The organism is Nocardia acidivorans NBRC 108247 (assembly GCF_001625085.1).
Classification (GTDB): domain Bacteria; phylum Actinomycetota; class Actinomycetes; order Mycobacteriales; family Mycobacteriaceae; genus Nocardia; species Nocardia acidivorans.
Map to the genome: position 1 here is coordinate 34,217 of NZ_BDAW01000052.1, position 26,996 is coordinate 61,212.

Annotated in this window: 27 protein-coding genes, 1 pseudogene and 1 other annotated feature; of the genes and pseudogenes, 13 read left to right on the forward strand and 15 right to left on the reverse strand. The window is 65.0% G+C overall.

Annotated elements, in window-relative coordinates:
• Nucleotides 1-14: 14 nt before the first annotated feature.
• Nucleotides 15-2,765: an ATP-binding protein gene (locus NA10_RS25360; protein ID WP_218021579.1), complete on the reverse strand. Its 2,751-nt coding sequence runs from the start codon at nt 2,763-2,765 to the stop codon at nt 15-17.
• A gap of 159 nt (nt 2,766-2,924) precedes the next feature.
• Between NA10_RS25360 and NA10_RS25365 the strand changes: the two genes are divergently transcribed.
• Nucleotides 2,925-3,281 carry a VOC family protein gene (locus NA10_RS25365; RefSeq protein WP_067572261.1) on the forward strand — a complete coding sequence of 119 codons (357 nt, stop codon included), beginning with the start codon at nt 2,925-2,927 and terminating at the stop codon, nt 3,279-3,281.
• A gap of 25 nt (nt 3,282-3,306) precedes the next feature.
• On the opposite strand, the gene NA10_RS25370 is transcribed toward NA10_RS25365, so the two are convergent.
• On the reverse strand, nt 3,307-4,122 hold the full coding sequence (locus NA10_RS25370; RefSeq protein ID WP_067572263.1) for a tryptophan 2,3-dioxygenase: 816 nt from the start codon (nt 4,120-4,122) through the stop codon (nt 3,307-3,309).
• A 753-nt stretch (nt 4,123-4,875) separates the two neighbouring features.
• Between NA10_RS25370 and NA10_RS25375 the strand changes: the two genes are divergently transcribed.
• Entirely contained in the window at nt 4,876-5,361 is a 486-nt protein-coding gene (locus tag NA10_RS25375) for an FKBP-type peptidyl-prolyl cis-trans isomerase (RefSeq protein ID WP_067572265.1), read from the forward strand.
• A gap of 45 nt (nt 5,362-5,406) precedes the next feature.
• Here NA10_RS25375 and NA10_RS25380 read toward each other — a convergent pair whose 3' ends face one another.
• Complete coding sequence (locus tag NA10_RS25380) at nt 5,407-5,769, reverse strand: TetR family transcriptional regulator (RefSeq protein WP_373862420.1); 363 nt, start codon at nt 5,767-5,769, stop codon at nt 5,407-5,409.
• Between NA10_RS25380 and NA10_RS25385 the strand changes: the two genes are divergently transcribed.
• The 4 genes from NA10_RS25385 (at nt 5,653) to NA10_RS25400 (ending at nt 9,251) form a co-directional block, all read left to right on the forward strand.
• The gene (locus tag NA10_RS25385; RefSeq protein WP_067572269.1) at nt 5,653-5,982 is read left to right on the forward strand and encodes an SDR family oxidoreductase; all 330 of its coding nucleotides are present in this window, start codon (nt 5,653-5,655) and stop codon (nt 5,980-5,982) included. The genes NA10_RS25380 and NA10_RS25385 overlap by 117 nt on opposite strands.
• Nucleotides 5,983-5,993: 11 nt before the next feature.
• Nucleotides 5,994-7,460 (forward strand): mycofactocin biosynthesis glycosyltransferase MftF, encoded by a 1,467-nt coding sequence (mftF, locus tag NA10_RS25390; RefSeq protein WP_067572314.1) that lies wholly within the window; start codon nt 5,994-5,996, stop codon nt 7,458-7,460.
• A gap of 201 nt (nt 7,461-7,661) precedes the next feature.
• Nucleotides 7,662-7,871, forward strand: coding sequence for an alpha/beta hydrolase fold domain-containing protein (locus NA10_RS25395; RefSeq protein WP_067572271.1), 210 nt, complete (start codon nt 7,662-7,664; stop codon nt 7,869-7,871).
• A 159-nt stretch (nt 7,872-8,030) separates the two neighbouring features.
• The gene (locus tag NA10_RS25400; RefSeq protein WP_067572274.1) at nt 8,031-9,251 is read left to right on the forward strand and encodes an acyl-CoA dehydrogenase family protein; all 1,221 of its coding nucleotides are present in this window, start codon (nt 8,031-8,033) and stop codon (nt 9,249-9,251) included.
• An 18-nt stretch (nt 9,252-9,269) separates the two neighbouring features.
• On the opposite strand, the gene NA10_RS25405 is transcribed toward NA10_RS25400, so the two are convergent.
• From NA10_RS25405 to NA10_RS25415, 3 genes are all read right to left on the reverse strand, one after another.
• Nucleotides 9,270-10,016: an MmyB family transcriptional regulator gene (locus NA10_RS25405; protein ID WP_067572276.1), complete on the reverse strand. Its 747-nt coding sequence runs from the start codon at nt 10,014-10,016 to the stop codon at nt 9,270-9,272.
• A 259-nt stretch (nt 10,017-10,275) separates the two neighbouring features.
• On the reverse strand, nt 10,276-11,109 hold the full coding sequence (locus NA10_RS25410; RefSeq protein WP_169812640.1) for an SGNH/GDSL hydrolase family protein: 834 nt from the start codon (nt 11,107-11,109) through the stop codon (nt 10,276-10,278).
• 15 nt (nt 11,110-11,124) lie between these two features.
• Nucleotides 11,125-11,805 (reverse strand): hypothetical protein, encoded by a 681-nt coding sequence (locus NA10_RS25415; RefSeq protein ID WP_218021580.1) that lies wholly within the window; start codon nt 11,803-11,805, stop codon nt 11,125-11,127.
• A 67-nt stretch (nt 11,806-11,872) separates the two neighbouring features.
• On the opposite strand from NA10_RS25415, the gene NA10_RS25420 reads away from it, so the two are divergent.
• Entirely contained in the window at nt 11,873-12,391 is a 519-nt protein-coding gene (locus NA10_RS25420) for a MarR family winged helix-turn-helix transcriptional regulator (RefSeq protein ID WP_245677880.1), read from the forward strand.
• Nucleotides 12,392-12,424: 33 nt separating this feature from the next.
• Here NA10_RS25420 and NA10_RS25425 read toward each other — a convergent pair whose 3' ends face one another.
• Together NA10_RS25425 and NA10_RS25430 are read right to left on the reverse strand one after the other, a co-directional pair.
• The gene (locus NA10_RS25425) at nt 12,425-12,925 is read right to left on the reverse strand and encodes a hypothetical protein (protein ID WP_245677881.1); all 501 of its coding nucleotides are present in this window, start codon (nt 12,923-12,925) and stop codon (nt 12,425-12,427) included.
• A 362-nt stretch (nt 12,926-13,287) separates the two neighbouring features.
• A complete protein-coding gene (locus NA10_RS25430) occupies nt 13,288-13,818 on the reverse strand; it encodes an LppP/LprE family lipoprotein (protein ID WP_157556729.1) in 531 nt (176 codons plus the stop codon).
• A 272-nt stretch (nt 13,819-14,090) separates the two neighbouring features.
• On the opposite strand from NA10_RS25430, the pseudogene NA10_RS38865 reads away from it, so the two are divergent.
• Both NA10_RS38865 and NA10_RS25435 read left to right on the forward strand, forming a co-directional pair.
• Nucleotides 14,091-14,243: pseudogene (locus NA10_RS38865) on the forward strand (SDR family oxidoreductase); the annotation flags it as partial.
• Between the two features lie 205 nt (nt 14,244-14,448).
• Nucleotides 14,449-14,667 (forward strand): DUF397 domain-containing protein, encoded by a 219-nt coding sequence (locus tag NA10_RS25435; protein WP_245677882.1) that lies wholly within the window; start codon nt 14,449-14,451, stop codon nt 14,665-14,667.
• 83 nt (nt 14,668-14,750) lie between these two features.
• Here NA10_RS25435 and NA10_RS25440 read toward each other — a convergent pair whose 3' ends face one another.
• The 4 genes from NA10_RS25440 to NA10_RS25450 form a co-directional block, all read right to left on the reverse strand.
• On the reverse strand, nt 14,751-15,653 hold the full coding sequence (locus tag NA10_RS25440) for a helix-turn-helix domain-containing protein (RefSeq protein WP_218021581.1): 903 nt from the start codon (nt 15,651-15,653) through the stop codon (nt 14,751-14,753).
• Nucleotides 15,654-15,809: 156 nt separating this feature from the next.
• The gene (locus NA10_RS39595; RefSeq protein WP_084515226.1) at nt 15,810-16,160 is read right to left on the reverse strand and encodes a DUF397 domain-containing protein; all 351 of its coding nucleotides are present in this window, start codon (nt 16,158-16,160) and stop codon (nt 15,810-15,812) included.
• Between the two features lie 4 nt (nt 16,161-16,164).
• Nucleotides 16,165-17,013: a helix-turn-helix domain-containing protein gene (locus NA10_RS25445; RefSeq protein WP_067572289.1), complete on the reverse strand. Its 849-nt coding sequence runs from the start codon at nt 17,011-17,013 to the stop codon at nt 16,165-16,167.
• Nucleotides 17,000-17,518: a DUF6879 family protein gene (locus NA10_RS25450; RefSeq protein ID WP_067572291.1), complete on the reverse strand. Its 519-nt coding sequence runs from the start codon at nt 17,516-17,518 to the stop codon at nt 17,000-17,002. Before NA10_RS25450 ends, NA10_RS25445 begins: the two co-directional genes overlap by 14 nt.
• Nucleotides 17,519-18,599: 1,081 nt before the next feature.
• Here NA10_RS25450 and NA10_RS35965 point away from each other — a divergent pair.
• Both NA10_RS35965 and NA10_RS25455 read left to right on the forward strand, forming a co-directional pair.
• Nucleotides 18,600-18,833: a tyrosine-type recombinase/integrase gene (locus NA10_RS35965; RefSeq protein WP_281180246.1), complete on the forward strand. Its 234-nt coding sequence runs from the start codon at nt 18,600-18,602 to the stop codon at nt 18,831-18,833.
• 690 nt (nt 18,834-19,523) lie between these two features.
• The gene (locus NA10_RS25455) at nt 19,524-20,162 is read left to right on the forward strand and encodes a hypothetical protein (protein ID WP_157556731.1); all 639 of its coding nucleotides are present in this window, start codon (nt 19,524-19,526) and stop codon (nt 20,160-20,162) included.
• A 200-nt stretch (nt 20,163-20,362) separates the two neighbouring features.
• On the opposite strand, the gene NA10_RS25460 is transcribed toward NA10_RS25455, so the two are convergent.
• Entirely contained in the window at nt 20,363-21,121 is a 759-nt protein-coding gene (locus tag NA10_RS25460; RefSeq protein ID WP_067572295.1) for a hypothetical protein, read from the reverse strand.
• 437 nt (nt 21,122-21,558) lie between these two features.
• Complete coding sequence (locus NA10_RS37065) at nt 21,559-24,606, reverse strand: tetratricopeptide repeat-containing protein (protein WP_157556732.1); 3,048 nt, start codon at nt 24,604-24,606, stop codon at nt 21,559-21,561.
• Between the two features lie 61 nt (nt 24,607-24,667).
• On the opposite strand from NA10_RS37065, the gene NA10_RS25465 reads away from it, so the two are divergent.
• Complete coding sequence (locus NA10_RS25465; RefSeq protein WP_067572297.1) at nt 24,668-25,006, forward strand: transposase; 339 nt, start codon at nt 24,668-24,670, stop codon at nt 25,004-25,006.
• Nucleotides 24,967-25,095: a sequence feature (AL1L pseudoknot), on the forward strand. (Overlaps the previous gene by 40 nt.)
• Nucleotides 25,018-25,683, forward strand: coding sequence for an IS3 family transposase (locus NA10_RS25470; RefSeq protein ID WP_281180247.1), 666 nt, complete (start codon nt 25,018-25,020; stop codon nt 25,681-25,683). Its footprint overlaps the feature before it by 78 nt.
• On the opposite strand, the gene NA10_RS25475 is transcribed toward NA10_RS25470, so the two are convergent.
• Nucleotides 25,631-26,983: an IS30 family transposase gene (locus NA10_RS25475; protein WP_067572324.1), complete on the reverse strand. Its 1,353-nt coding sequence runs from the start codon at nt 26,981-26,983 to the stop codon at nt 25,631-25,633. The genes NA10_RS25470 and NA10_RS25475 overlap by 53 nt on opposite strands.
• Nucleotides 26,984-26,996: the final 13 nt, after the last annotated feature.

The window sequence follows — 26,996 nt, forward strand, 5'->3', positions numbered from 1 at the left end:
CAGCCCGGTCCGGATCAGGCGCTGCCGTCGGCGGCGAGGGTCAGCGTTCGGATGCGCTGATAGTGGCACCGGGCGCGGTCGAATTCGGCGGCGAGGGCGGGTAGGCGGCCGGGGTCGTGGTCCAGGAGGGCGGCGGCCCGCTCGACGATCGGAGCGGCTATGGGGTTGCGGGACACCGCTGTTCGCGCCGAGGTGACGAAGCCGCGGGCATCGGGATGACCCGCCAGGACGGCGGCTTCGGCGCGCAGCGCGACATACCAGTGCCGCCAGATCCAGATATCGCGATCGTCCAGCGCATCCGGTTCGGCGGCCAATTCGGCCAGCGCCTCATCGGTGTGCCCGCGGTCCAGCAGCACCAGGGCGGCGCACACGGCGCGGTACGCGGCGTGCTGATCGGCCGCGCCACCGAGTGCTTCGGCGATGGCCAGCCATTCAGCCCGCACGGCGTCATCACCGCGCAGACCGTGGGCCAGCGCGACGGCGAGGGCGGCCGGTACGAGACCGGGGGCGTGCGGACGGCCGGAGACTTCCCAGGCATCGAGGAATCGTCCACTGCCGATGAGCACGTCATCGAGGTTGCCCGCCAGGGCATCCGCGATCAGGAGCGCGGAGGTGGCGACATCGCCGCGCTCGGCCAGCAGCGGCAGGTCGCGCAATTGTTCGGCCCAGCGCCGGGCACCCCGGAGATCGCCTACCCCGATACCGATCTCGGCCGCCTCGGACAGGGCGTTGAGGTGTTCGAGCGCGCTGGCGGGTGTGTGCGGCATGGCGGCCAGCAGGGCGACTCGCCGCAGGGTGGTCTCGGCGGTGGCGAAGATATCCCCGGCCCAGGTTTGCGCGGCGGCGAGGGCGTCCAGGGCCGCGCTGCGCGCGAGCGGATCACCGGTGCGATCGGCCAGCTCCACCGCATGCAGTGCACGCGAGATAGCTACGGAAGCAGCGGTTTTCGACTCGGGATCGGTGTCGGAGAGCACTCCGCATTCGGCGAGGGCCACCGCGGCCGACGCGGCCGGATCCGCACCGGCGAGGGTGCGCGCCCGCGACAGCAACGCCGCGGCCGCACCCGTCGCGACCGGCTGCGCGAAGGTCTCGGACATGCGATACGCGGTAATCGCCGCGGTGGCCAGATCCTGTGCCGCCGACGCGGAATCACCGGCGCCGAGGGCGATTTCGGCCGCCGACCGATACAGGCGGTACATGTCCTGACCGCGCATCCGGCATCCGGCCACCTCGGCGGCGCGCCGCAGGCTCGCGCCCGCCGCGACCGGGTCATCGGTCAGCGCCGCCGCCTGTTCGTAGCGGAGCTGGGATTCGCCGATGAGATTTCGGGCGAATGCCAACCGCGCCAACGAGATCGCCAGTGCGTGCGCGTCGGCCCGCCGTTCGGGCAGCGCGGCTGCCCACCCCAGCGCCGCGCGCATATCGTCGCCGACGGCGTCGAACGCGGACTGCCGGTCGCGGGTCATCGGCGCGGAATCGGCGAGCAGCTCACCGGCGGTCGCCGCACACCAATTCAGATGGCGCGCAAGGACTTCGTCGAGTTCGCCCGCGGCGGCGAGTTCTTCCCGCTCGTATTGGCGGATGGTCTCCAGCGCCCGGTATCGAGTGCCGCGCGCGGACGGCACCATGGTCAGCAGGCTTTGTTCGGTGAGCCGGGCCAGTCCATCGGCGACCGCCATGGGATCCCATTCCGCCGATCCCGCCACCGCCGTGGCGTCGGCGGCGGTGAAGGGCGCGACGAACACCGAGATCCGCCGCAGCACCCGGCGGTCCTCATCGGTCAGCAGCGCCTGGCTCCAATCCAGCATGGCGCGCACGGACCGGTGCCGTTCGTCGGCCCGGCGGCCGCCGACCAGCAGCCGCAGGGGATCCGCGAGGCTCGCACCGAGTCCGTCGAGGCCGAGAGCGGGCAGTCGGGCCGCCGCGAGTTCGATGGCCAGCGCCAGACCGTCGAGCCGGCCGCAGATCTCCCGCACCCGGCCCAGCTGTTCGGTGTCCACCGGCCAGCCCAGCGCCGCGGCCCGATCCAGGAACAATGCCACGGCGTCGTCCGCGTCATCGCCGAGTGGCAGCGGCGGCACCGTGAAGACCTGTTCGAACGGCACCATGAGTCGTGCGCGGCTGGTGGCCAGCACCGTGGTATTCGGACAATTCGCAAGCAGGTGTTCGAGGAACGGCGCCACTCCGTCGCGCAGATGCTCGCAATTGTCGAGCACCAGCAACACTCGGCGCTCACCCAGCGCGGCCGAGACCGATTCGTCGAGGCTGCGCCCCTGCTGCTCACCGAGGCGCAGCGCCCGCGCCACCGCGGCCCCCGTCATGGCCGGATCGGTCACCGGCACCAGGTCCACAAACCATGCGCCGCCGGTGAATTCGGTGGCGAGATCCGCCGCGACGGCCAGGGCCAGTCGCGTCTTGCCGACACCGCCGGGCCCCAGCGCGGTCACCTGTCGATGCGCCCGTACGGCCGCGCGCAGGGCGGTGCGTTCCTGGGCGCGCCCGACGAACGAGGTCAGCGGTGCGGGCAGTACCGCGGCCGCCGCGCCGCCGTCCTCGACGCGCTCGAAATCGGCGGCTCGTTCGGCCAGCGCCCGCCGATCCGGCACGCCGACCTTGCGCAGCAGCGAGGACACGTGGGTCTCCACCGTGCGCACCGAGATGAACAGCTGCGCGGCGATCGCGGCATTGGTGCGGTATTGCCCCACCAGGGCGAGCACTTCCGCCTCACGATCGGAGATCCCGGCGGCAGGCTTCGACTTCGACACGCCCACATTCTCACGCACGAGCATTTCGCTTGCGTGCGAACGCCGTCGCGCCCTTTTCTCCGTGGCGCGTTCCGTGGTCACCACGGATGTCGCGCCGTCGCGCCGGAAATACCGTATTACCCGTATCGACCAGCGCGAACGCACATCTCAGGAGCAGCCATGACCGCCATCGCAGCCAAGGGCATCAAGACCGTGCTGCACCCCGTCTCCGATCTGGCCAAGGCGACGGCGGTGTACTCGGCCCTGCTCGGCATGTCACCGCAGATCGACGGCACCTACTACGTCGGTTTCGACCTCGACGGCCATCACATCGGCCTGGTTCCCGACGGCGGCCCGCAGGCCATCACCACCCCGGTCATCTACTGGGAGGTGTCCGATATCGAGGCCACACTGGCCGAACTGCTCGCCGCCGGCGCCACGGTGAAACAGGCCCTGCGCGATGTCGGACAGGGCCGCCGGGTCGCAGAGGTCCTCGACCCCGACGGCAATACCCTCGGTCTACTTCAGGATCGCTGAATCCCCGGCCCCGGGTCGGCGACGGTCACAGTCGACTCCGCACGGCCCACAGATCGCCGAACACCGGTTGAAAGAGGGTGCCGCGCAAGTACTCCGCGCCCGAGGAGCCGCCGGTTCCCGGTTTGTCGCCGATGGTGCGGCGCACCATCATCACATGCCGGTACCGCCATTCCTGCAGTCCCTCATCGAGATCGACCAATCGCTCGGCGACCTGTGCCGGGCCACCGTCATCGGTGTACACGCTCAGCAGTATCCGGTGCAGCGACGGCGACGATGCGGCGGCGCTGCGCACGTCCCGGTCGAGCTGTTCGGCGGGGATCGGATATCCCCGCTCGGCCAGATAGCGCAGGAACGAGTCGTACAGCGAGGGTCGCGACATCGCGGCCAGAATCCGCTCCCGAGCCGGGCTGCCGTCGGGATAGTGCGCGAACGCTCCCTCGTCCCGCCGACCGAGCACCGCCTCCAACTCGCGGAACTGCGCGGACTGGAAGCCGCTCGATGCCGCCAGACGCGCCCGGAAACTCGTGAACTGACGCGGAGTCATGGTCTCCAGCACATCGATCTGCGCGACAATCACTTTGAGGATCTGTAATACCCGCCGCAACGTATGCAGGGCATGCGCGGTATTCCCGGCGGCCAATTGCCTTTGCAATTGCGCGAATTCGTGCAGCAACTGCTTGAACCACAGCTCGTACACCTGATGGATGACGATGAACAGCATCTCGTCGTGCTCATCCGAGCGCGGATGCTGCGCGCCGAGTACCTCGTCGAGCGCCAGATACGACCCGTAGGTCTGATCGGCTGATTGTTTATCAACACTATTGCGAGACTGGGCAACCATCCTTCCCATTGTGGCGGCGAAGGGCACGCCCCGGGCTAGTGCGCGGCCAGATGGTCTTCGATCAGTGTGACGGCTTCGCCGGTGCCGTCTCCGCGCCGACATGGGCGGCCAGGCGATTGCCGCGCGGTCCGAAGGCGCGCACGCCCATCGAGGCGGGCGGGTGGGTGGCGGTGGCGCACATGGGCTGGACCGCAGTCCGATGGCGGGGATGCCCTTGGCCTCGGCGAGTGGGAGGCCCGCGCCTCGGTCAGTTGGGCCAGCAGTAGGGCGTCGGCGGGTTCGTCGCGCAGTGCGTCGATCATGCCCGTTGCGGTGCCGCGCACCCCGGCGGGCGAGGCGAAAGCCCATGCGGCCTTACGCTTGTCGACGTGCGGGTCGGCCCTCTCGATAAGCCATGAGATCGGAGATCATCGGCGAATACCTTTCGTAGGTGGGGGCTTTCGTGGGCTTCAGCCGACGGCCGGGGTGGCTGGCACGCCGATAAATGGACCGGGCTGGTGCTGGCCACCCTCACCCGTGGACCGCGCCGGTACGGGGAGATCGCCGGGATTCCGGGTACCCCAGTCACAACCTCTCGGCCGCAACCAATGCGCGGATACCCCGCCCGCACCCGTAGCAACGGCAGTGCCACCTCTGCCCGCGGCACCCTCTCGGGCTACTCCATTCGGCAGCGCGGTGTGCGCGGCACCGTGAATGGGTACCAGTCGGGATACATTTGCTCGTTCCGTATTCCTCTGCGAAAGGGTCAACACCATGTCGATTGCCGCTGACAAGGTTGTCTCCATCGAGTACACCTTGACCGACGACGACGGTGACGTGCTCGACACCTCCGTCGGCGATGAGCCGCTGATCTACCTGCACGGGGCGGAGAACATCGTGCCCGGTCTGGAGCAGGCCCTGGACGGTAAGGGCACCGGCGACGAGCTCGATGTCGTGGTCGAACCGAACGACGGTTACGGCGAATACCTGGCCGAGCTGGTCAGCACCGTGCCGCGGGATATGTTCGAGGGCGTGGACGAGCTGGAGCCCGGTATGGAATTCCACGCCGAGGCGCCGGACGGCGATTCGCAGATCGTGACCGTGCGCGCGGTGGACGGCGAGGATGTCACCATCGACGCCAACCATCCGCTGGCGGGTCAGCGCCTGCACTTCAAGGTCAAGGTCGTGGACATCCGCGATGCCACCGAGGAGGAGTTGCAGCACGGCCATCCGCACGGCGACGACGATCACGAGCACTGATGCCCCCTGCCTCCGCGCGGGAACAGCGCTCCGGCAGGCCGGAGCTCAGCTGCGAGCGGGGGCGGGCGGCGGTGTCGCCAAGCCGTCGCCCAGGGCCCGAATGGCCAGATCCAGGTAGACGGTGAGATCACTGTCCGCGCTGACGACCCGGTGGTCGAAGGCGGCGCGGCAGACCGCGAGGGTGGCCCGGCCGATGGCCAGGGGGTAGAGGCCGTCCGCCTCCACGAGCGGTACGTCGTCCGGTACTTCGACGAATTCCCTGCGCAGCCGGGCTATTTCGCTGTCGGACTGATGCCAGAGCACGACGGCTTCGGAGTCGAAGTAGCGGAAGAAGGTGCGACGGCTGACGCCCGCCTCGGCGGCGAGCTGTTCCACCGGGGTCTCTTCGAAGCCCTGGTCGGTGAACATGCGATCAGCCCGGGCTCCACCGATACCCCGATCCTCGCCGAGAGCGCTCGCCTGTACGACCAGTCCGGTCCCGATGCCTCCGCCGCACAGCAACCCCTCGGCCGGTTACCGGACCCCGCCGAGATCGCCGCCGCGCCGGCCTTCCTGGCTTCCCCCGCCGCAGGTGGCATCACCGGTGCGGTCATTCCCGTGGACGGCGGGCCGGCGCTGTGAATACTGACGCTGTGAATATCGGACTGCCGCAGGGATTCAGCATCGAGTTCGACCCCGAGACCGTGTGGGTCGACGACGGAACGTTGCGAGGCGGTTCGCCCGCCCGGGTGCTGCGGTTGTCGGCGAAGGGCCGCGCGGCCCTGGCGGAATTGCGCACCGGACCGGTGCGGTCCCCCGCCGGGGCGGCATTGGCCAGACGACTGACCGATGGCGGCCTGGCGCATCCGCGACCACCCGAGCCGGCCGGCGACCTCTCGGTCACCGTGGTCATCCCGGTGAAGGATCGTGCGGAAGAACTGCGGCAGTGTCTGGCCGCGCTCGGCGACGCCCATCCGATCGTCGTGGTGGACGACGGCTCCGAGGATCCAGAAGCCCTGCTGGACACGGCCAAAGCCCACTCCGCGGAGCTGGTGCGGCGGCAGACCCGCGGCGGACCCGCCGCCGCGCGCAACACCGGTCTGGCCGCGGTCGACACCGAACTGGTCGCCTTCATCGACAGCGATTGCGTTCCGACCCCGGAGTGGATCGAGGCGCTCGCCCCGCATTTCGCCGATCCGCTGGTGGCGGCCGTCGCACCGCGCATCGTCAGCCTGGAGGCCACCACCGCCGCCGGACGCTACGGCGAGGTCGCCGGAAGTCTGGACATGGGCACGGCGCAGGGCCGGGTGACGCCGGGCACGCGCATCTCCTACGTGCCCGGCGCCGCGCTCATCGTGCGCCGAAATGCCCTGCGGGACATCGGCCTTTTCGATGAGCGACTGCGCTACGGCGAGGATGCCGACCTGATCTGGCGACTACACGAGGCAGGTCTGCGCATCCGCTACGAACCCGCCGTGCGGGTGTACCACCGCGAACCCGAGCGCTGGATCGCCCTGTTGGCCAGGCGATTCCACTACGGCGCCGCGGCCGCCCCGCTGGCGCGACGGCATCCGACCGCGGTGCCGCCCCTGGTCGTGCATCCGTGGCACGCGGCCACCGTTCTCGCCGCGCTCACCGGGCGCGTCGCGCCGACCGGACTGGCCTTCGGCGCCTCGGTGCTGGCGACGCGCAGAACCCTGCGCCGCATCGATCTGCCCGCCGAGGAAGCACCCCGCACCGCGGTGATCGGCCTGCGCCAGACCTGGCTCGGGCTGGGGCGCTTCATGATTCAGTTCACCGGCCCGGGCCTGGCGGTCCTGCTCGCCGCGCGCGACGCCAAGCCCGCGCGGCGCCGACTCCGGCGCGCGGCCGCCGCTTCGCTACTGCTGGGCACGCCGGTGACCGCCTACCTGACCACCCGCCCCAGGCTGGACCCGATTCGATTCGCCCTCGGCCAGCTCGCCGATCACACCGCGTACGGCGCGGGCGTCTGGGCGGGTTGCCTGCGGCATCGCACGCTGGTGCCGATCACCCCAACCCTCGTCCGGCCGCCGCGCCGAATCGGCGGGGCCGCCACCTCTTCGGCCGCCGAGCGGCCGACATCGGAAGGACTCCCCTGATGGGCAACCCTTTCGGCCATCGCCGACGAGGCGGCGAGTGTGGATGTCTATCAGCGCACGCCCGGCTGGATCCTGCCCAAACCCGATGCGAAGCTCTCCGCGTGAGCGCAACGAGTCCTCGCGCTGCCCGATCACCGATCCGTTCCGAAAGACTCGCTCCTACCGCCCGTTCGCCGACGGCTACGTCCGACCGAGGCGCATATGGATTGGTTTCGCGACAACTACCTCTCGGATCCGGCCCAGGCCGCCGACCCGCGGGTCTCCCCGCTGCCGGCCGCCGACCTCGCGGGCGTGCCGCCGGGCTGTATCGCGGTATCGGGCTTCGATCCGCTGCGGGACGAGGGTGAGGCGTACGCCGATCGCCTACGGGCGGCCGGTGTTCCGGTCGCGCCGCGCCGCCATCCGATCTGATTCACGGCATCATCTACGGCACCGCCTTCGGCGATACCGGCCGCTCGGTACTCCGGGAGGCCATCGGCGCACTGCGCTTCGCGCTGGCGCAGCGGGCCGCCATTAGAACGTGTTCTATATTCGAGGGACAGTTCCGGCGATCCCTCGGGAGTTCACGACATGTACCAGTGGTCCGACGAAGACCTGATGTTCCGCGATGCCGTGCGCGGCTTCATCGAGAAGGAGCTGAAGCCCCACGTCGACCAGCTGGAGAGTGGCGCGCTGCCGCCGTTCGACATCATCCGCAAGATGTACGCGACCTTCGGGCTCGACGAGATGGCGAAGGAGGGTCTGGACAAGGCCCTCGCGCGCGAGGAGGCCGGGACCACCGGTAAGCCCGGCGGCGGATTCAGCGGATCCGGCAGCATGGGCGTCATCCTCAACAGCGAACTCGCCGGGGTGAGCCTGGGACTGGTGGCCTCCATGGGCGTCAGCCTCGGACTCACCGTCGGCACCATTCGCAGCCGCGGCACCCTCGCGCAGAAGAAGCGCTGGCTGCCCGAACTGGTCACCATGGAGAAGGTCGGTGCGTGGGCGATCACCGAACCCGATTCGGGCTCGGACGCTTTCGGCGGGATGAAGTCGTATGTGCGACGCGACGGCGCGGACTACATCCTGAACGGGCGCAAGACCTTCATCACCAACGGCCCGTACGCCGATGTCACCGTGGTCTACGCCAAACTGGACGAGGAGGACGGCCTCGACCGCCGCGACCGCAAGGTGCTCACCTTCGTGCTGGACAAGGGCATGCCCGGCTTCGTGCAGAGCCCCGCGTTCAAGAAGATGGGGATGAACTCCTCCCCCACCGGCGAGCTGTTCTTCGACAATGTCCGCATCACCCCCGACCGGCTGCTCGGCGAGACCGAGAATCCGGCCAAGGGCGATGGAAAGGACAGTGCCAAGGAGTCTTTCGCCGCCGAGCGCATCGGCATCGCCTCGCTGGCGCTGGGAATCATCAACGAATGTCACCGGCTCTGTGTGGATTACGCCAAATCACGCAAGCTTTGGGGTAAGGAGATCGCGCAGTTCCAGCTCATCCAGCTCAAACTGGCCGAGATGGAGATCGCGCGAATCAATGTGCAGAACATGGTTTTCAATGCCATCGAGCGCACCGCCGCCGGGCAGAAGGTATCGCTGGCCGAGGCGTCGGCCATGAAGCTGTACTCCTCCCGCGCCGCCACCGAGGTCGCCATGGAGGCGGTCCAATTGTTCGGCGGCAACGGCTATATGGCCGAGTACAAGGTGGAACAGCTTGCCCGCGATGCCAAGTCGCTGATGATCTACGCGGGCAGCAATGAAATCCAGGTCACCCATATCGCCAAGGGCCTGCTCAGCCGGTAACGACGGACCGCCGCCGGCTCACCGGTTCGCCCCGGCCTCCGCATCGCGGACCGGGACCAGACGGTAGGTGAGCCAGGGGCTGTGCGGCAGGTGGGGTTTGTCGATTTTGATGCGGAGACTTCGGATTTCGCCGGTGCCGGGGGCCGCGACGCGGATGACGGGGTTCAGTGCCTCGTGCACCGGCGGGTCGGTGAGGTAGAAGCGTTCGAAGTCCGGGTGCACGCGGCAGCGGGCGATGATCTCCTCGATCGTGGTGTCGGACAGAGCCATCGGGCCCATCATGCGCAGGCCGTAGGTGAATCCGTGCGCCAGCCGGGCCCAATCCACCAGTACTTCCCGCGCGGACGGCTCGGTGAACAGGTACGTGAAGAGATTCGGCCGGGCGGCGGATTCCGGGAACGCCGCGAGCCAGGCGCTGTTGAATCCGACTATGTCGCCCTCGGGCAGCATGAGGTACGCCGCCGGATAGGGCAGGTACTCCAGATCGGCCAGGGCGTCGGCATCGGGTGCGGTCGCGGTGCGGCCCAGAATGCGATCCAGGGCGCCCGGAAAGAGCGCGGCGATGATCCGCTCCCGATAGAGGTACGGAATCCCCAGCGCGTCGAAGAGCGCACCCGTGAATTCCAGGCTCGGCACCAGCGTCCCCGCCTCGACCTTCTCGATCGCCGACTTCGACCATCCGGTCGTGCTGGCCAACTGCGCCTGCGTCACGCCGAGTGCGTCGCGACGCGAACGCACGAATACGGCCAGTTGCCCTTTGGACATGCACCTCAACCTTGCTTTGTCATACGAGTCACAGCGGAAAAGCCCTGGTGTCGCACCCCTGGTGCGACTCGGGCGCATTGACTTTCCCACAGCCCGCCAAGAGGCTTGACCGGGTCCTGGAACCTGCGCGCCCGGCTGCCCTCCGGTGCATGTCAGGTGGCTGGTGCGTTGGCGGGGAACGCACCAGCCGCCAGCCTTCTGCGCTACGGCATGGGCGCGGTGCCGAACGGCCGCCCCGCCATGGGTTCCGGCGTGCCGATCACCGCCGCTCCCGGGAAATCGTCGACAGCGCGGATACGACCGAACGGGCGACCGCGACTTGACCCGCCGGGGTCAGATGTACGCCATCCGATTCGAAGAGGCGATGGCCGGGGCGGGGGCGGGTGACCGTGAGCGTATCGATCACCGGCTCCGAGCGATCCCGCAGGAGTTGTGCTGTTTCCTCGGCATCCTTTGCGCGCCAGCCGATCCCGACTCGTTGAAAGGGCTCGAAGGTAGCGGTCAGCGCCTCGTCCATATCGGTCGGGGTGAGCCAGATCCAGCGCGCACCGCTGCGCCGGACGCCCTCGTCGTGCAGCAGGCCCAGATTGCGGCCGGTCTCCTCGGCGCTGACGATGCGCGGACCGTCCGCGCCCAGGCGCTGGGCGTCATTCGCGCCGAGTTGGCAGAGCACCCAGTCGGGACGCTGAAAGCTCAGTGCGGCAATGCTTTTCAATGCCTGGGTGGTGGTGGATCCGGAGACGGCCAGGTTGGTGAGGGTGATCGCGTCTCCCGGCCTGCGCAATTCGAGCAGGTAGCGCAGGATCTCGAACCAGGACAGGCGGTCCGCGGTACTGCTCTCCCCGAGCGCCAGGACCCGCGCTCCGGGCGCGAACGGGAGTCGATCGACCTGGCTCGCGACCTCGGGCTCGGTCAGCAGATCCGCCGCGGCGGCACGCGCCTCGATCGCGAAATCCGCGCACAGCGACAGGTATTCGTCGACCCGCAGACCGAATAGCGCGGCGATTGCGGCGTCCTCGAGACCTCGCAGATAGGGCAGCGACAGTTCGGGTCGCTGGAATCGGACCAGCTTGGCGGTCAATTCGGCGGTCATGAGCATTCTCCTGAATTACTGACGGGCGAGCAGAAAGCCGACGGTGATCAGCCACGCCATCCCGGTGAAGCGGGCGATGGGCAGCAGGAACGCGGCCGCGGTGAAGGTGAGTGCCGCGGTGCTGCACAGCGCGATCAAGGCGATCACCAGTCCCACCGTGAAAAGCCATGGCGCGAGCCGTCGTCGCGACTGCGCGCCGAGCGCGATACCCGCGATGAGCAGACCCGTCGACACCACATTGGCGGGACCGCCGACCAGGAAGGCGAGGGTGTGCACGGCGCGAACCAGGGCGGCATCGGCGGTGACCGCGGGCAGAGTGAGCACCCAGCTGACCGCGCCGGAGCAGAACAGGAAGGCGGCGGCGAGGGTGCCGCCGATCGCGGCGAGGTTGGGTGCGAATCCCTCGGCGGTGCGGCGCAGCCGAGCCGTGATCGCCGCCGTGTAGAGGGTCAGTGGAATGGCGCTGGCGAATTGCAGCACCGCGCCGGTGCGCACGGCGGCCGGGTGGTCGCGGAAGTAGTCCAGTGCCGTGCCCGCATCGCCGAAGGGCGAGGGGAATGGGCTGCCACCGGCGCGAATGGTGCTGATCACGAGTCCGGCGACGAATACTCCGGTGAAGGCCGCGGCGAGGATGCCGGGCGGTGGTTCGGCGGCGGTCATGGGGCGGTCGATGCGGGATGCGGCGGGAATGGCCATGGCAGTCCGTTCTCAGATATGAATCGTTCTCTCATGTGAACGATTATCTGATCTGTACGATAACGCCGTGTCCGAATCGGAGCAAGAGGATCTGAAAACGGCGCAGCCGGTCCGCCCGATGCGCGCGGTGGCCTTCCAGCTCGCCCAGCTGGGCGCGCACGCCACCCAGCGCTTCTCCGAGCGCATTGCCGAAATCGGGCTCACCCCACCGGAAGTCGGCATTCTGCGGATGATCGCCGCCGAGCCCGGCCGCAGTCAGCGCGCCCTCGCGGCCGAATTGGGCGTGGTGCCCAGCCGCGTGGTGGCCTTGATCGATCCGCTCGACGCCAAGGGCCTCATCGAACGCCGGCGCAGCGCCACCGACCGGCGCAACCATGAACTACACCTGACCTCCGCGGCCGGAGAACTCCTGGCCCGCATTGCCGCGGTCGCCCTGGCGCATGAACAGGAGATAACCGCGGCACTTTCCGAGGACGAATACACCCGGCTGGCCGACCTGCTCGCCCGCCTGGTGCACGCCCGCGACCTGACCCCGGGCGTGCACCCCGGCTTCCGCGCCACCCCGGCGGCCGGTGATCCGGCCTGATCGGTACCGCGCACACCGTTCCGGTGAGTGGGATTACGGCACAAAGACTTCGGTCGAGGCCGGGACATTCGGCCGGTCGGTCCGCACGGTGAGCTGAACCCGCCCCGAACCGGTCTCGGCGAGCACGATCGCCGGGGTCGAACGCTGCCCGGCCGGAATGAATCGGGTCACGCTCCCGGTCTGCCCGCTATCGAGATTGTGCCAATCCACGACCGCGTTCACATCGCAGGCCAGCAATTGCGGCCCCCACTCCCCCACCGGCGAAAACCCCTGCGTAATACGCAGAACCACCGCGTGCGACGCGCCGGGAGCCTCCGAATACCCATACAGCGGACCATCGAAAGCGGTCCCGCCCGCCGACAACATCCCCGCGCAAATCCCATTCCCCAGCGAGAAGACCGGACTCATAGTGAAATCGGTCTTGGCGCAGGTCCGCGGCCCAACATTCGACCAGCCGAGCTGACACTCGTCACCATCGGCCGCCGCGGGTCCGGCCACCGCCACACCCGAACCGATCAACACGGCAGCGGCCACACCAAGGAATAAGCGATTCACAGTCGTACCCCTCATCTCGGATCTACGAAAACAAACAGCAACTCCACCGATAATAATGAGGCCCCCACACTCATTCGCCCATTGCCACGCCGACCCTATTCGGCAACGCTGTCGAAAGCCCCGGTAGGCCAGGGCTTTCGACAGCACGAGGTTCCTTTTGAGCCGAGAGGCCGCTCAGGCACCGACTTCACTCACCATGCATAAATACCACCGGAACATCCGCTTCGGGCAGAGCAGCCGAAATCGCAGTGTCACAATCGAATCCGGGCCGCCGGACCATGACTGGATCGGCGGCTCCTGCGCGACCGGAGCAATGTGAAGCGAGATCCGGTGGATTCGGCTCAAGCGTGCGGCGGGAACTGGCCCTTGGCGGTGACGGTGGTGCCGTTGAGGGTGAAGGTGACGGTGCTCGGGCCGCCCTGGGGACAGCACATCGGGTCGTTGCCGACGGTCCAGTGGTAGGTGAGGGAGATGCTGGTGCGGGTGTGGGCGGTCAGCATGGTGAACATGTACGGGTCGGCGGTGGCGGTGCCGAGGTAGGTGCCGCCGGTGAAGAGCAGGACCTGGGTGTAGGGGTGATTGGTCTTGGTATCGGCCATCATCCAGGAGAGCAGGCCGTCGCAACCGCCGCTGATCGGATCATTGCTGGTCTCCCCGACCGACCAGGTGCCGACGGGGGCGGCGGGGAGTCTGGCGAGGGCGGCCTGTGCGAGAGCGGAATTCGGGTCGAAACAGCGGCCGTTGGCGCTGCCGTTCGGGGCGTCGCGCTGCTCGGCGACGGGGACCGGGGCGCTGGTGGCGGCCGGGGTCGACGTGGTTGCCGTACAACCCGTCGCGATCACGGCCAGGGCCGCCAACAGGACGCCGGCCATCGACCGGACCGGACTGAAGGTGCTTCGAATTCGCGCCACATGGTAGAGATCGCGGACGGCTTCGAATGTGTTATCGCAGGTAGCCGGGGTGCCGAGGGTCGCGGATCGGAGGTGCGGTGTCGTTGAATCGGGTGCGCGGACGGCGGTGTCGTGCGGTCCGGTGAATGAATGGAGACGGGTATGACAGGCGCGGATGCCGGGCGGTTCGGGGGCCGGGTCGCGGTGGTGACGGGAGCGTCATCGGGGCTGGGGCAGGCCGTGGCGCGATTGCCCCCGACTACACCCTCATCATGAAGACCGCCGCCGCCCGCGGGCTGATGGATCCCGTACAGGTCGCGAACGTCATCACCTTCCTGTGCTCCCCCGAAGCGTCCGCCGTGCACGGCGCGGTCTACACCGTCGACAATGGCAAAATGGCCCTCTGAACCTAGACCCTCGGCGGGTCCCGGCGCACCCGAATTTGTCGGTGGGTGGCCGTAATGTTCAGCTCATGAGCTTTCCGATGTACCGGCGGGCGGGTCCGGATGAAATCAGTTGCGCGGCTGGCGGTTCGGATTGCACTGTGTTGGTCGTCAGTAATGCAGGAGAAGGGTCATGGGGAGTGACCCTCCGGGGGAAGGGATGTATGTCATGAACCGCAATATGATTCGCGGCGAGCGCGGTCCGAGGTTCGCCAAGAGCAGTTTCAGTTACGGCGGCGGCGATTGCGTCGAGGTCGCGTACCACGAGGGACGGATCGCCGTGCGCGACTCCAAGGACCGGCACAGCCCGACACTGTGGTTCACCAAATCCGAATGGCGCGCGTTCATGTCGGGGGCGCGCGCCGGTGAATTCGATTTCGGCGACTGACGTGCAGGTGGTGTCGCAGCGAATTTCGCTGCGACACCACCACCCCACGTGCGGCCGACCCCTCGACGGCCGCTGGAATCAGGTCAATTGATTGCGATACGGTGGATTTCATCCCGTAGGTCGGCGATGAATACCCGGGCATCGTTGTCGGACAAGGCCATTCGACTCAAAGCCAGCCAGCGGCGGCGATGAGCTTCGACAAGTTCGGGGCCGCGCGTGACCATACTTCCCGGAATGGGTTCCGCGGAGGCGAGCGCGTGGTCCTCGTTCTCGTAGATGACGAAACCGTGCGGGATCGTGGTGCTCGCCTCGATCTCCTGCGGAATCACCCCGATGGTGACCGTATCGAGGGTCTCGATCGAGACGATCCGGTCCAGTTGGGCGAGCAGCATCCGATGCGGTCCGGGCCGAAAGCGCAGGGCCGCTTCGGTAATCAGGAATTCGAAGCGTTTGGCGGGGTCGTACAGCACCCGCTGGCGATCCAGGCGCGCGGCGAGCGCGGCGGCCAGGGCGTCGGGCGTATACGGCGGATCGAAGGTGGCGAATACCCGCCGGGCGTAGTCGGCGGTCTGCAGCAGACCGGGCACCAGCGTGGGCTGAAAGTTTCGCACCAGGTGCGCATCCTCTTCGAATGCCCGCACATCGTCCTGCAGATGCGGCCGGTCCGCGAGCGAGGTCGCCCAGTCCCGCACCTCGGGCGAATGCGCCGCCTCGGTCAGCGCCCGTAATGAATCCGGCTCCACCCCAACGGCTTTGGCCCAATCCAGCACCTGCGGCAGCGGCGGCACCACGCGCCCCGCCTCGATCCGCGACAGCGTCGACTGACTGATTCCGACCCGCTTGGCCAGTTCCCGCCCCGAGATTCCGGCGATGTCCCGCAACCGGCGCAGCTCCGCCGCCAACTGCTGGCGCGGATGCCCTTGGCACGCAACCGAATTCGCGGCGATCTCCGCCGCATCAGTCGCGCCCTCTGCGGGTCGATTCACTGGAAACATGATGATTCAGATCGAATCACCTTGATTCACCCGAGTCAAGCCCAGGCGGGTCGAACCGTGAATCATGACCTGAATCACATATCCGGCAGCACCGTGGATTTCGGGCGAACAGGCCCCGTGACGCCGAGCCTCCCCGCGGTCGTGCATTCAGCCGTGACCGGCTGGTCCCGGTCGATCACGAAGCGGTGGACCGGACCGAACGCGCTGGGCCCCTTCGGCTTTCGCCGGATAGGGCCTGCAGCGGGCGAGGCCGGTACCGATATCAGGAACCGCTGGCCGCCGGAGCCGGGCGGCGTCGGCTGCTGTTGTCGTAGGAGAGGTCGTCGAAGTCGCCCGCCCTGGCTCCCCGGAGCCAGGCTGCGAACTCCTCACGGGTGAACTCACCGCGGAGTCAGGGGAGGTGGAGTTGCGGATAAGCACGCCTTCCGGCGCGGCTGCGATCTCCACACAGTTGCCACTACCGCACGCGCGAGCACGCCGCCAGTGCGGATCAGCCATCGGTCTATTCCTGTCTGTGTGACTCGCCGGATACGGCAAGTGCCTTGTGAATGAGCGCGCGGGCCTGGTCTCCGTAGGCTGCTCGGTTTGCCAGCGCCGTAAATGCTCGTTCGTACAAGACCAGCTCGCGAGGTTGCCGGATGGACAGCTCGGCGCTGATCGTCTCTACCTGCACGAGCTTCGTGTCGTAGAACAGGAAGTTCGTTGTCTCATAGAAGAACTCGGCGGTGTTGGGAACGACGCCGACGATGAGCCGAGCGAGGCGCATCGAGTCAAGGAGATGGTGCAGTTGCCCGCGCCTGATCTGGTCGTCACCGACTGATGTGTACAGCGCGGACTCGCCGATGAGGAAGTGGAATCGATGCAAACCTTCCCTAAGTACGCGCTGGCGTTCCATGCGCGCTTCCAGGGCTTCGCTTAAGTCGTCTGGGCCACCGAGGAATCGAATGCACCGAGTGAGTACCGCTTCGGCGTAGTCGCGGGTTTGCAGTAGGCCCGGCAGGAGCAGGCAGTCGTACCCACGGACAAGACTGGACGCGCCCTCGGTCTGAATGCTCTGCCGCTGCCTTCGCGCGTGACCGGTCCCTGCGATCCGACGCCATTCCATGTAGGCGGCGTTCACGTTCCGAAGGGTGGCCGCCAAATCCGGTAGGGCCAGGTTGTTGTCCGTGATACGGCACCAGACGGTGAGGTCGTCTTCGGACGGCAGCTGTTTGCCGTGCTCGATTTTCGAGACCTTCGATGGCTCCCACCCTGCCTCTTTCGCCATTGCCCGACCGGTGATGCGGGCCGACACCCGAAGCTCGCGAAGACGACCTCCGAGCGCCAGGCGCGCGTCATCAACCTTGGCCACGGAGATATGTCTCGAACTCGATACCCAAGGGCCACAACTGGTCTCGGACCTCTACGCAGCGTCCCACCAGTACCGGGTCCTCTGTGATCGCACCGCCCGCCCACTCGCCGTCAGGCGTGAAGATCGAGAAGGCCAGCACGGCATCATCGAACAGCCACCAGTCATCGACCGTGTAGGCGTCGCTACTGACGTTCTGGCGTGGCAGGTAGCGCACGTATTCTCCGGCCGCGACATTGCGGTCGGTGTGGTGCAGCAGGAATCGCGTGTAATCACTATGCGGTTCGGTCACGACCCGAAGGCGCTGGATGCTGGCACCCGCGTCGGTCACTTCCTTCACGAACGCGTCCCATTGCTGCCAGTCCTCGGGATAGGTCGTCGGTTCGCCCCCAAGGAAGCGTTGTAGCTGCTCGTTCTCGGACGCTACGCCGTAGGAGTCCTGGACCTCGAGATGAAAGGCGCGCGTGTAGGTGCGGTACAGGTCATCGAACTTGGGCCGATAGAGCATACGGGTAGCTCGCTTTCACAACTTCGACTTCGATCGCTGTTTCGTGTGGAGGAATTGCCATGGTGGCCAGCGCATCCGGATCGGTGACTGGTCGGCCTACGAGAGTGAAAGTACCCCTGCCAGAGTCGCGGAGGTCCGCGTCCAGGAAGGTACCCAGCTCGAGATAGCCGAGTAGCTGGTGCGGGATCTCTATCCGGCCAGGTTCATTGGTCGGCCATCCCTGAATGAGGTCAGTGCCGTGGTCGGTCACCCAGACGCGGGGTGAGCCGTTGCCCCCTGTAGGTCCGCCAAGCAGTGACCGTCACCGTGTCCGCGCATCTGCTGTTCAAGATCCCGCCTGAACAGACCTATGCGGCGTTCCGGGGGCTTGTCCGGAAACGCTGAGACCACTCCGATGTTCGGGGTCACGAAAGGGGGTGGTTGATTGGCGGAGTGATTCAGGACAACTCGATGGCGTTGCTCCCACATGCAACACACTTCGCGCAAACCCTCGGCAACCGCAACCGCGCCGAGGGTTCTCGCGTGATCAACACCGGTTAATCGTGTTTATCGTCGAGGATTGAGAAGCGTTGCGAGAGCGCGGATCACGGCAGGTCGGTTGTCAGGCGGCACACCCTCGATGGCGTACAGAGAGATGGCGATCTTGGCGGCGGCAGTCGAAACCGCGACGGGCGCTGCAACAACGGCCGCGAGAACGGCAGGGTTCATCGGTTCACTGGTTCCTGTTCCGAGAATCCTTCCTGGGCACCAGCCTCAATCACCTCCCTACTGAGCACTTCGCCTTCCGGCCCACCGTTTTCGGTGATGTAGCGCAGGAGGAATCGCTTTCGGTGATGTAGCGCAGGAGGAATCGCTGAGCCGTATTGCCTCCGCCTGGATTGTCACGCGACTGGGCGCACACGGAGTCGCTGCGGATATCGGCGACCGTCCGATCAGTCTCTCCGGTGAACACAAGCCGCCCGGTCGTGGCCGCACCGCCGGCGGGTGGCGATTTCGGCACTCAATGCGATATGCCAGGGAGAGCAGTCCGTCTCGGCCGAGGCTGTTCTTCACCTGAGTCATCACACGTCGGTCTGCGTCGCTGGAATCGTCACGGGACGTTCGACTACACGATGCCAGGCACTCATGCGCGACGCTGATGCACATGAAGGGAGTCCCGATCGCCGGCATCGCTGCGTGGCTTGGACACGCATCCTCAGCGTTCGCGTGGGCGACCTACACCCATAGTCGTGACGAGACACCGAAGGCGGCTGGAGCGAGTTTCGGTCGAGATGTGACAAAGCGGGACAAAGCTGTTGGTGGTGACACCGCGTAAAAGCCTGTGACCTGGCCCGGAAGGTGCCCCCGGGGCGGCACGTACAGCATCTACAACAAATCGTCCCCGCGGTGAGCTGCGGATTTCTGCGGATTTCGCCGTAGCCCGGCGTATTCACCGCAGGTCCGATGGGAGCATCACCAGCGGATAAGGCGTCAGTGTGCATGTGCATCGCCGCGCCGTGGTGAACGTTGATGATCACGGCGTAGACGTGCCCGAAGATGGTCGGGGTCGTCGCGTGGGGAGCCCGGCACCTCTCGTGTACTGCACGCCAACCCCCGGTTTACGACACATGGGCCGAAAATTTCGGCTGTCGCGCGTAGTGCGCTCGAGGCTGGCGTCATCGCGAAGGCTGCCCTCTCGGACCGGAGGGCCCTTCATTTGTCACTCCCAGCCGCTCGCCACCCTTCGGAACATCGCTGGTGTGCCGGAAGCAGTGCCGCTGCCGGTCGTCTGCGGCGGAGCCGCTAGTCGGAATCGAGACGATCAGTGTCCTCCGGCAAACGGCGACGTGACCAATCTTGACACCGAACCCCGGTGTGGCTGTCAATGATGTGTACGGCGGTCGGCGCGGATGTGTTTTCCGGGCGGACCAGATTCTGTGACCTTCACCAAGCTGTTCAGCGGTACCGATGAGTGGAAATCGGTTCGGTATCAATCGAATGCACAGCCGGATAGTTGGGAACGCACATGAACAACGACAACTCGTGTCCGAATTGCGGGCAAATCGATTGGGTGCAGACCATGCCCGCGATCGCCGCGACCGGCATGTCGACTGTGCAGGGGTCGAGCACCTATGCGGGCGTCGGGATCGGCTTTTCGGGCACCGTGGTTCCCGTCATCGGGTCAGGGAGTTCCACGAGTGCCCAGACCACCGCGCTGGCGGCGGCGACCAGGCCCGCGCCACCCCCCAGTTCCGTGAACGGTCCGGCAACGTGCGGGGTACTGCTGCTGTTCGCGACGGTGGTGATGTTTGCGATTGCTGGAGCTGCCGTCTCCTTGTCCACCCCGACCGAACAGTCCGCGTCACCCATCGGTGCGTGGCTCGCGCTCGGTGGCCTCATGGCGCTGCCCTTCGCGTTGCCGGCGCTGGCGGCTTTCCTGGTGCTGACGCGTCGATTCCGCGACAACGCGCGTATCGCTCGGGGGTTGCCCGTCGCGTCGGCGTTGTGGGAAGCGGCGTTCTACTGTCATCGGTGCGGGGTGTGCTATTGGCCGCGCTCGCAGGAAGGCGGTATTGCTGCCCGGCACCCGGTTTCGCCGTTTCAGTTCCAGCAGATCGTCTGGAATGCCGGTGGTTACGGCTTCGGCGGACAGGCGGTGACGTGAGGCGATCTCCCGAGATCCGGGGACTCGGCTGGTTTCGGCAAAGCGGACGTCGCCGCCACGCAGGGCGACAGGATGGCCGAGTGCTTGTGCGACATGGGTTCCCGACACTGGTCATTATTGACGGTTTGATCTGAATTGCGCCTGTTCCTGTTGTTATCGACGTTCTTGCGATCGACGGACGTGCCTCCGGCCGGTGATTCTCACCGCGCCAGCGATCGACCCTTCCACAGGTGTAGGTGGGCGGGATCATCGACACCGCGCTGCGGCAGCAGGGTACCGGTCAGCCAATCTTCGGGAAGCCAGAGCTGGTCAGGGCTTTCGAACTCAGCAGCCTCGGTGAGCGCCCGAATCGATTGGTCTGCAAGCTGAAGGAACAGGGTGAAGGCAGAGCGGGCGAGCGTCGCGTTGATGGTTTTGCCGTCCTCAGCGTCGGACTGCTCCGTCCATTTGAGCAATTGGGGGAATGCGCGGTGAGCGACCTTGTGCCGGACCAGGATCCACCAATCGACCAGTTCTGTCATCTGTGGGTCGAGGCCTTCTGCCGTATAACCGAATTTCAGGAACACGCCCGGAGAGACAGTGGTCACGAGGATTCTCCACCTGTCGGGCAGTATGCCTCCGGATGCAGCCTTGAGGGTGCTGACCGCTTTCGAGTGCCCGCCCTCCTCGTTGTCGCTGATCACGTTGAAGCCGTTGCTCTTGACTTCACCAGGACGGACCGAGGCCGGATCGGCCGATCGTGCCAATGCGCCGACATCGGCGACGAATCGCTCCCAGGCTGCGACGCTGAGCATAGCGATTAGCGGATTCAGCGTTGTCCGTGGCTGAGGACCTGAGACCGTGCGTTCGTTGTGGATCAGGATCAGGTCGATTACCTCGGCGAATCCTTGACGAGTATCGTCAACGATCCGGGCGAATGCTTCTCTGTGCTCGCCGGTCAGCTGGCGCGCGTTCCCCATCGGTCCCCGTTTCGTCAGCACCCATCGGTCGAGTGCATCTGCGACGAGACCGTAGCAAATCGATGTGCCTGTTGCAGAACACTTTTGGAGCTGCCGCAGTGTTCCAGCATGGGTGCTATGGACCTCATCGCGTTGCGGGGTGGCTTCGTTCGCGGTCTGCGACGGCAGTTGTCACAGCCACCTCCTTGTACGGCGCGGCTCCCTGCCCGGCGTAGCACAATCACGGTCGCCTGGACAGGTGCCGACGGTGCGCGCGAGCCCAGCGCACCGATCGCTTGGGTGAGGTCCCTCAACGGCGGTCGTGTCGGACTATCGAAAGCGACTGTTGCCCAGCGGTATTCATCTCGAGCCACTCGGTGATTCATCTCGAGCCACTCGGTGCGGTGACGGTGCGAGCAGCCGGTCACAACCTCGGAAGCGATGTGACCCAACGGCTCTCAGGCTGTGGGAAGATTCGCGACACCTCGGTAAAGACCGACAAGCTCGCGCAGTTGTGGGTGCATAGCAGAAATCTGACTAACTCTCTCCTTGGGCTGGCTAAACTGCTCGACAAGGCTGCACATCGCGGTCAAGAGCCCATTTGTAGCGCACTCGACGTGAGCGCGTTCCGATCGATCTCCCCAGGCATCGAGAAGCTCTTTCGATTCCATGTTGCGATATCTAACGATGTGATGTGAACGTGGCAATATAAATGGCGAACTGAAGATATCGCGACTGCTAGGCGACAGTACGGGGAACTCCTCCTCCACCGAGTGACGTGTTATATTCCGATAACGAGGGGCAAGGGCCGGAACCGTCGGATCAATAAAAATATTGGGCGAGTCTACACGCAACCCATAGGTCTTCGAAGCAAAAACAGGTACTCGACCAATGGCATTTGAATTCCAGTATGGCTCAGAATTTTCGGATATTCCAAAGTCTCCGCTGGCGAGGAATACATCGAGCTTTGCCTCGACCAGGCTGGCCTTGATACCCGAGGCCAAAAAAGCATACATCAACTCAGTAGCAATCTCGATAGGTTCCCGAGCTGGCCGACCTCCAGCTAGCCTCCACTGAGTGGTCAACACTGCTGTCGACGGCCGGGACTCTGCGACTGCCCAATGATGGATCCGGGGAGGAATATTAGAAATCTGGTGGCCATTGGCAGTGCTCTGAACTGGCTCGGATTCAGTATAAGTGGCCAGCTTGGCAGGCACGGCCCCTACCACCCTGGTGAGTAACTGGTACGTCAATCCAAGCAGTGATGTTCCACCGAATTTTGGAAGATTCTCGAACTGAACGTCCGCCAAACGCAAAGCGGCCGTCTGGAAATCGTGAATAATACACGCACGAAGCGCGCTCAATACGGATCCGGTCGAGCGAGCGACCAGGTCCATCTTTCCGCTGTCCGCGAGGGTCTCATCAAAGAAGTCCACAACTGCATCGAACACTTTGATTGCGTCAATGTTTCGACCATATACGACCTCAGCGAAACAGCCTATACCCACATTCCTGCAAAAGATTCCAGCTTCTTCTTGATATGTCTTTATCTTTCGGGCACGTTCTGCGAACGTGTTGACCTTGGTTCTCGCGGACTCCCATTCTCCAAGTCCAACCAGGCATTCCGTCAGCAGTCTCATCAGCGAGACAGCTTCTGGATCTCGAACATCACGTTCGCCGAGCATGGGTTCGATCAGAGATCGAGCCTCCTCGTATTCACTCGACTGGACCATCCTCCCGATTTCCATGATAGCTTCGAATGTATCGGGTCCTTCAGAAAGCGGTGTTGCGTCCACGAGCCTCGCGAACTCATCGCGGATAGCGCAGATCCTTTGATGTTCCGCAGCCTCCGGAAACAGGGAAAGTGTTGCTGCCATAGCGGTCCGCACCGTATTGGCAGTGACGTTGTAGTCGATGGTGAGAGCTTTGGGAACTTGACCTAGGCATTCCTCAAGGACGGTTGACGCTTCGTCCAAGATTGCTCTCCGATCCTCAGCGGACTGTATTAGAACGTCCGCTAAGGTTGCAGCAGTTTGCATGTGATAAATCGGCACTGGGGTCGGTTCATTATGGAACAAATCGAGTTCATGCCTGAGGTACGGCACGGCCAACTCTGCATATCCAAGTGTGCGCAAAACTGTTGCTGCGTTTCCCCACAAAAAGGCGATCGCAATATTTGCGACATCATATTGGATCGCGTAGTCACTAGCTGCAATGGCATGACCTACGAGGGCCTGTAGGAGGTCGAAATTTCTCCTTTCATGCGCTGCCGAAAGCCAATGCTGCGCTACGAGTGCAATCGCGTTGATGGAGTTCTCGGTCAGTTGCCTAGACAGGAATCGTTCACGAATAATAGATTGAACGATCTCGTTTACTTGCACGGAGAATCCGAAGCTTGACGGATTTATGTCCTCATTCGTATCCGATGCCGTGAAAGGGATATCGCTATATGTAAGCGAATAGCTCCTCATTGCTCTGAATATTTCACCGGCCGGCGGTTCCGAAAGCCCGTATCCAATGAAGCCGTCCGAGGGGTTGTGTTCGAGTACTGCATCAAAATTTACGATGCTTGTAGTCAGAAGAATCTGCAACGGAATCTGACGAGAACCAGTAAAACCGGAGCATTGCAAGGCGAAAACTGCATGTTTGTACGCGGCATCTTCCCTGTTGATCATCTGGTGCCAGGAGAGGTCTATTGCACGGACTAGGGTGTTGGGGTAGCCGTGGGGGACAGAGTCCTCGTCATCAAGCGACCTCATAACGAGGCGCTCAAACTCATCAATACCCGACATTCCTCCAAGGCAGTTCAGAAGATATGCCGAAGCGATCTCCAGGGCCAATGGCCATCGGTATAGCTTGCCAGCCAAGGAGGTGAGCTTCGCGGCCTGCTCACCCGCGACCGGTGAATTTCCCGCCAATCTAAGCGATAGCAGCTGTACAGATTCCGAAATAGACATCTGCGGAATTTCTATTTCGGAAATCCGAGGACCTGTCAACGAGCGAGGCCGTACGGTTGTTATGATGACATGTCCTAGCCCGCGAGGAGGTATCCATTCCGCTGCCGCACGCGGGTCACCGACATTATCGAAGACCATGAGCCATGGCTTCGCACAGGCGGCCAAGCCTGAAAATACCTTGCCGAGTACGTCTGCGCCAAGTATCCGGACTCCACGACTTGCAAGCCACTCGGCTACAAGCCCGAACGAAGTCGCTATGCTTCCTGTGTTGGAAGCATCGATCCAGTAGATCTCAGAGTAGGCGTCGGCACGATCGTCCGCCCAGGCCGTTGCAATGCTGCTTTTACCGATGCCAGAAAGTCCCGATAGGACACAGATCGGTACTCCCTGACTATTCACTGGCGTCGACAAGCTTGAGGCCACATCCGCCAAAACAGATCTGCGTGCCACATCGGTACTGCGCGGCGCTGGGAGTACATGGATCGCCCAATCCTTACTTTGCAGCAGGGCTCGAGCGACGCCGGGGTCCACACGCAGGTGAGCGGTCAAGTCATCACACGACAGGCGATTGAACCGTCACGGGTTGGGGGCCGCTTCTTCCTAGTGGAAGATGGTTCTCATCATGACGAAGCGTTATCCGTCCGAGGTTCGTGAGAAGGCCGTTCGTCTGGTCCTCGAGCGCCTCGATGAGTTCGAATCCCCGTATGCCGCCGCTCGCGCGATCGGCCCGCTGGTGGATGTGCATTACGAGACATTGCGAGTGTGGGTGAAGAAGGCGCTCGCCCAAGGCGCGCCGACAGTCGGCAAGGCCGGTGCGGGGTTGTCGGCGGCCGAGCGTGAGGAGCTGGCGCGACTGCGTAAAGAAGTCCGAGATCTCAAGCAGGCCAACGAGATCCTGAAAGCGGCCTCGGCTTTTTTCGCGCGGGAACTCGACCCGCGACACCGCTGATCGTCGGGTTCATCGACCAATACCGCCAGGTCTTCGGCGTCGAGTCGATCTGCCGTGCGCTGACCGCGCAGGGAATCCAGATCGCGCCCAGGACCTATCGCAAGGCGCGACGTCGACCACCGTCGGCGCGTGATATCGCAGATGCTCACGTGGAGAACGCATTACGTGATCTTGCCGGTCAGCCGGAGCAGATGTATGGCCGCCGGAAAATGACCCGCTTGCTGCGCCGCCGCGGCCATGATGTCGCGTTCTGCACCGTGGACCGGATTATGCGCGAGCTCGGCATGAACGGGATCGTGCGTGGCCGCAAGCTGCGCACCACGATCCGGGCCAAGGACGGGATCCGTGCCGGTGACAAGCTCAACCGCGACTTCACCGCCGCCGCACCGAATCTGGTGTGGGTCGCCGATTTCACCTACGTGTCGACCTGGACCGGATGGGCGTATGTGGCGTTCGTGTTCGACGCCTACTCCCGCGCGATCGTGGGCTGGACCACGGCTGCCACGAAAACGACCGCGCTGGTGTCCAAGGCGCTCAACATGGCCGTGTGGCGGCGTGATCATTACGGGCACCCGATCGAGCCCGGACTGATTCACCACAGCGACGCCGGGTCACTGGCCGTATTCAAGCGGTCGTCGCAACACCGGATTGCTGGAGCGATCGTAGCTGTTCGGTGAAGGCTTCAGCGGGCGTCTTCCAGCCGAGTATTTTCCGGGGCCGGGTGTTGAGGGTGTGCGCGACGGCTGCGATGTCACCCGCCGACCATCGAGACAGATCGGTGCCCTTCGGGAAGTATTGCCGTAGAAGACCATTCGTGTTCTCGTTGGTGCCGCGCTGCCATGGGCTCTTCGGGTCGGCGAAGTAGACGTTCATGCCCGTGCGGGCGGTGAACCGGGCGTGGTCGGACAGTTCCTTGCCCCGATCCCAGGTCAGCGACCGGCGCAGCTGCGGCGGCAGCGAGGACAACGTCCTGGTGAGCGCATTGGTCATCGTGACAGCGCCGTAGCCGGCCAGGGCGGGTCCGTTCTTGATGCGTGCGATGGTGCCGTATCCGGCCTCACGGGGCAGATGGATCAACATCGTGAACCGTGTCGTCCGCTCGACCAGGGTTCCGATCGCCGAACGCTGTAGTCCGATCACCAGATCGCCTTCCCAATGCCCGGCCACCGCCCGCTCGTCGACCTCCTCAGGACGGTTGGCGATCAACGTCTCGGTGGTGACATGCGCCCACGCTTTCTGCCTTGCGCGTGCCCGCGGAACCCGCAGCGCCCGCCCCCGGCGCAGGCATCCGACGAACGAACGTTCAAGTCCGCCACGGGATTCGACATAGAGTGCCTGGTATATCGCCTCGTGGCTCAGCCGCATCGAATCGTCTTCGGGGAACTCGTGTTTCAGCCGGTTGGCGATCTGCTCGGGACTCCATGCGCTCACCCACGCCCGATCGCCGCGATGTGGCTTGTTCCGGCCCTTCCACTCCGGTCCCGTCGGTCCGGCCGCGACGCGACCGTCGGCGCCGCGGACGACCCCGGCGAGCCGGTCCTGGACGTATTGGCGCAGCTGGTCGTTGACAACCAATTTCGCGGTCTTGGGCCGCCTGGCCCGGCGTTCGGCATGCCACTGCGCGGTCGACGCCTTGTAGTCCAGCCGGTAGGTGCGAGTGGAGGCGTTGCGGCGGAGCTCCCGCGAAATCGTCGATGGTGACCGCCCGAGCCGACGCGCGATCTCACGCACGCCTGCGTTCTGCGCACGCCACAGCGCGATATCCTCACGCTCTGCCGACGATAGATACCGACCCGAAACCGTCGGAGCCAAACCAGGATTCACGCCGCCAGCATGCCGGAACCACCGGAATCCGACCGGCGAGGACACCCCCGCCTCGGCCGCGGCGTCCTCGGTCATCGCCCCGCGAGCAATCGCCGCCCAGAACCGGACACGATCCTCCCGCCACGCCACCGTCGGACGCCCCGGCGAAGCCATCTGACCCCGATAC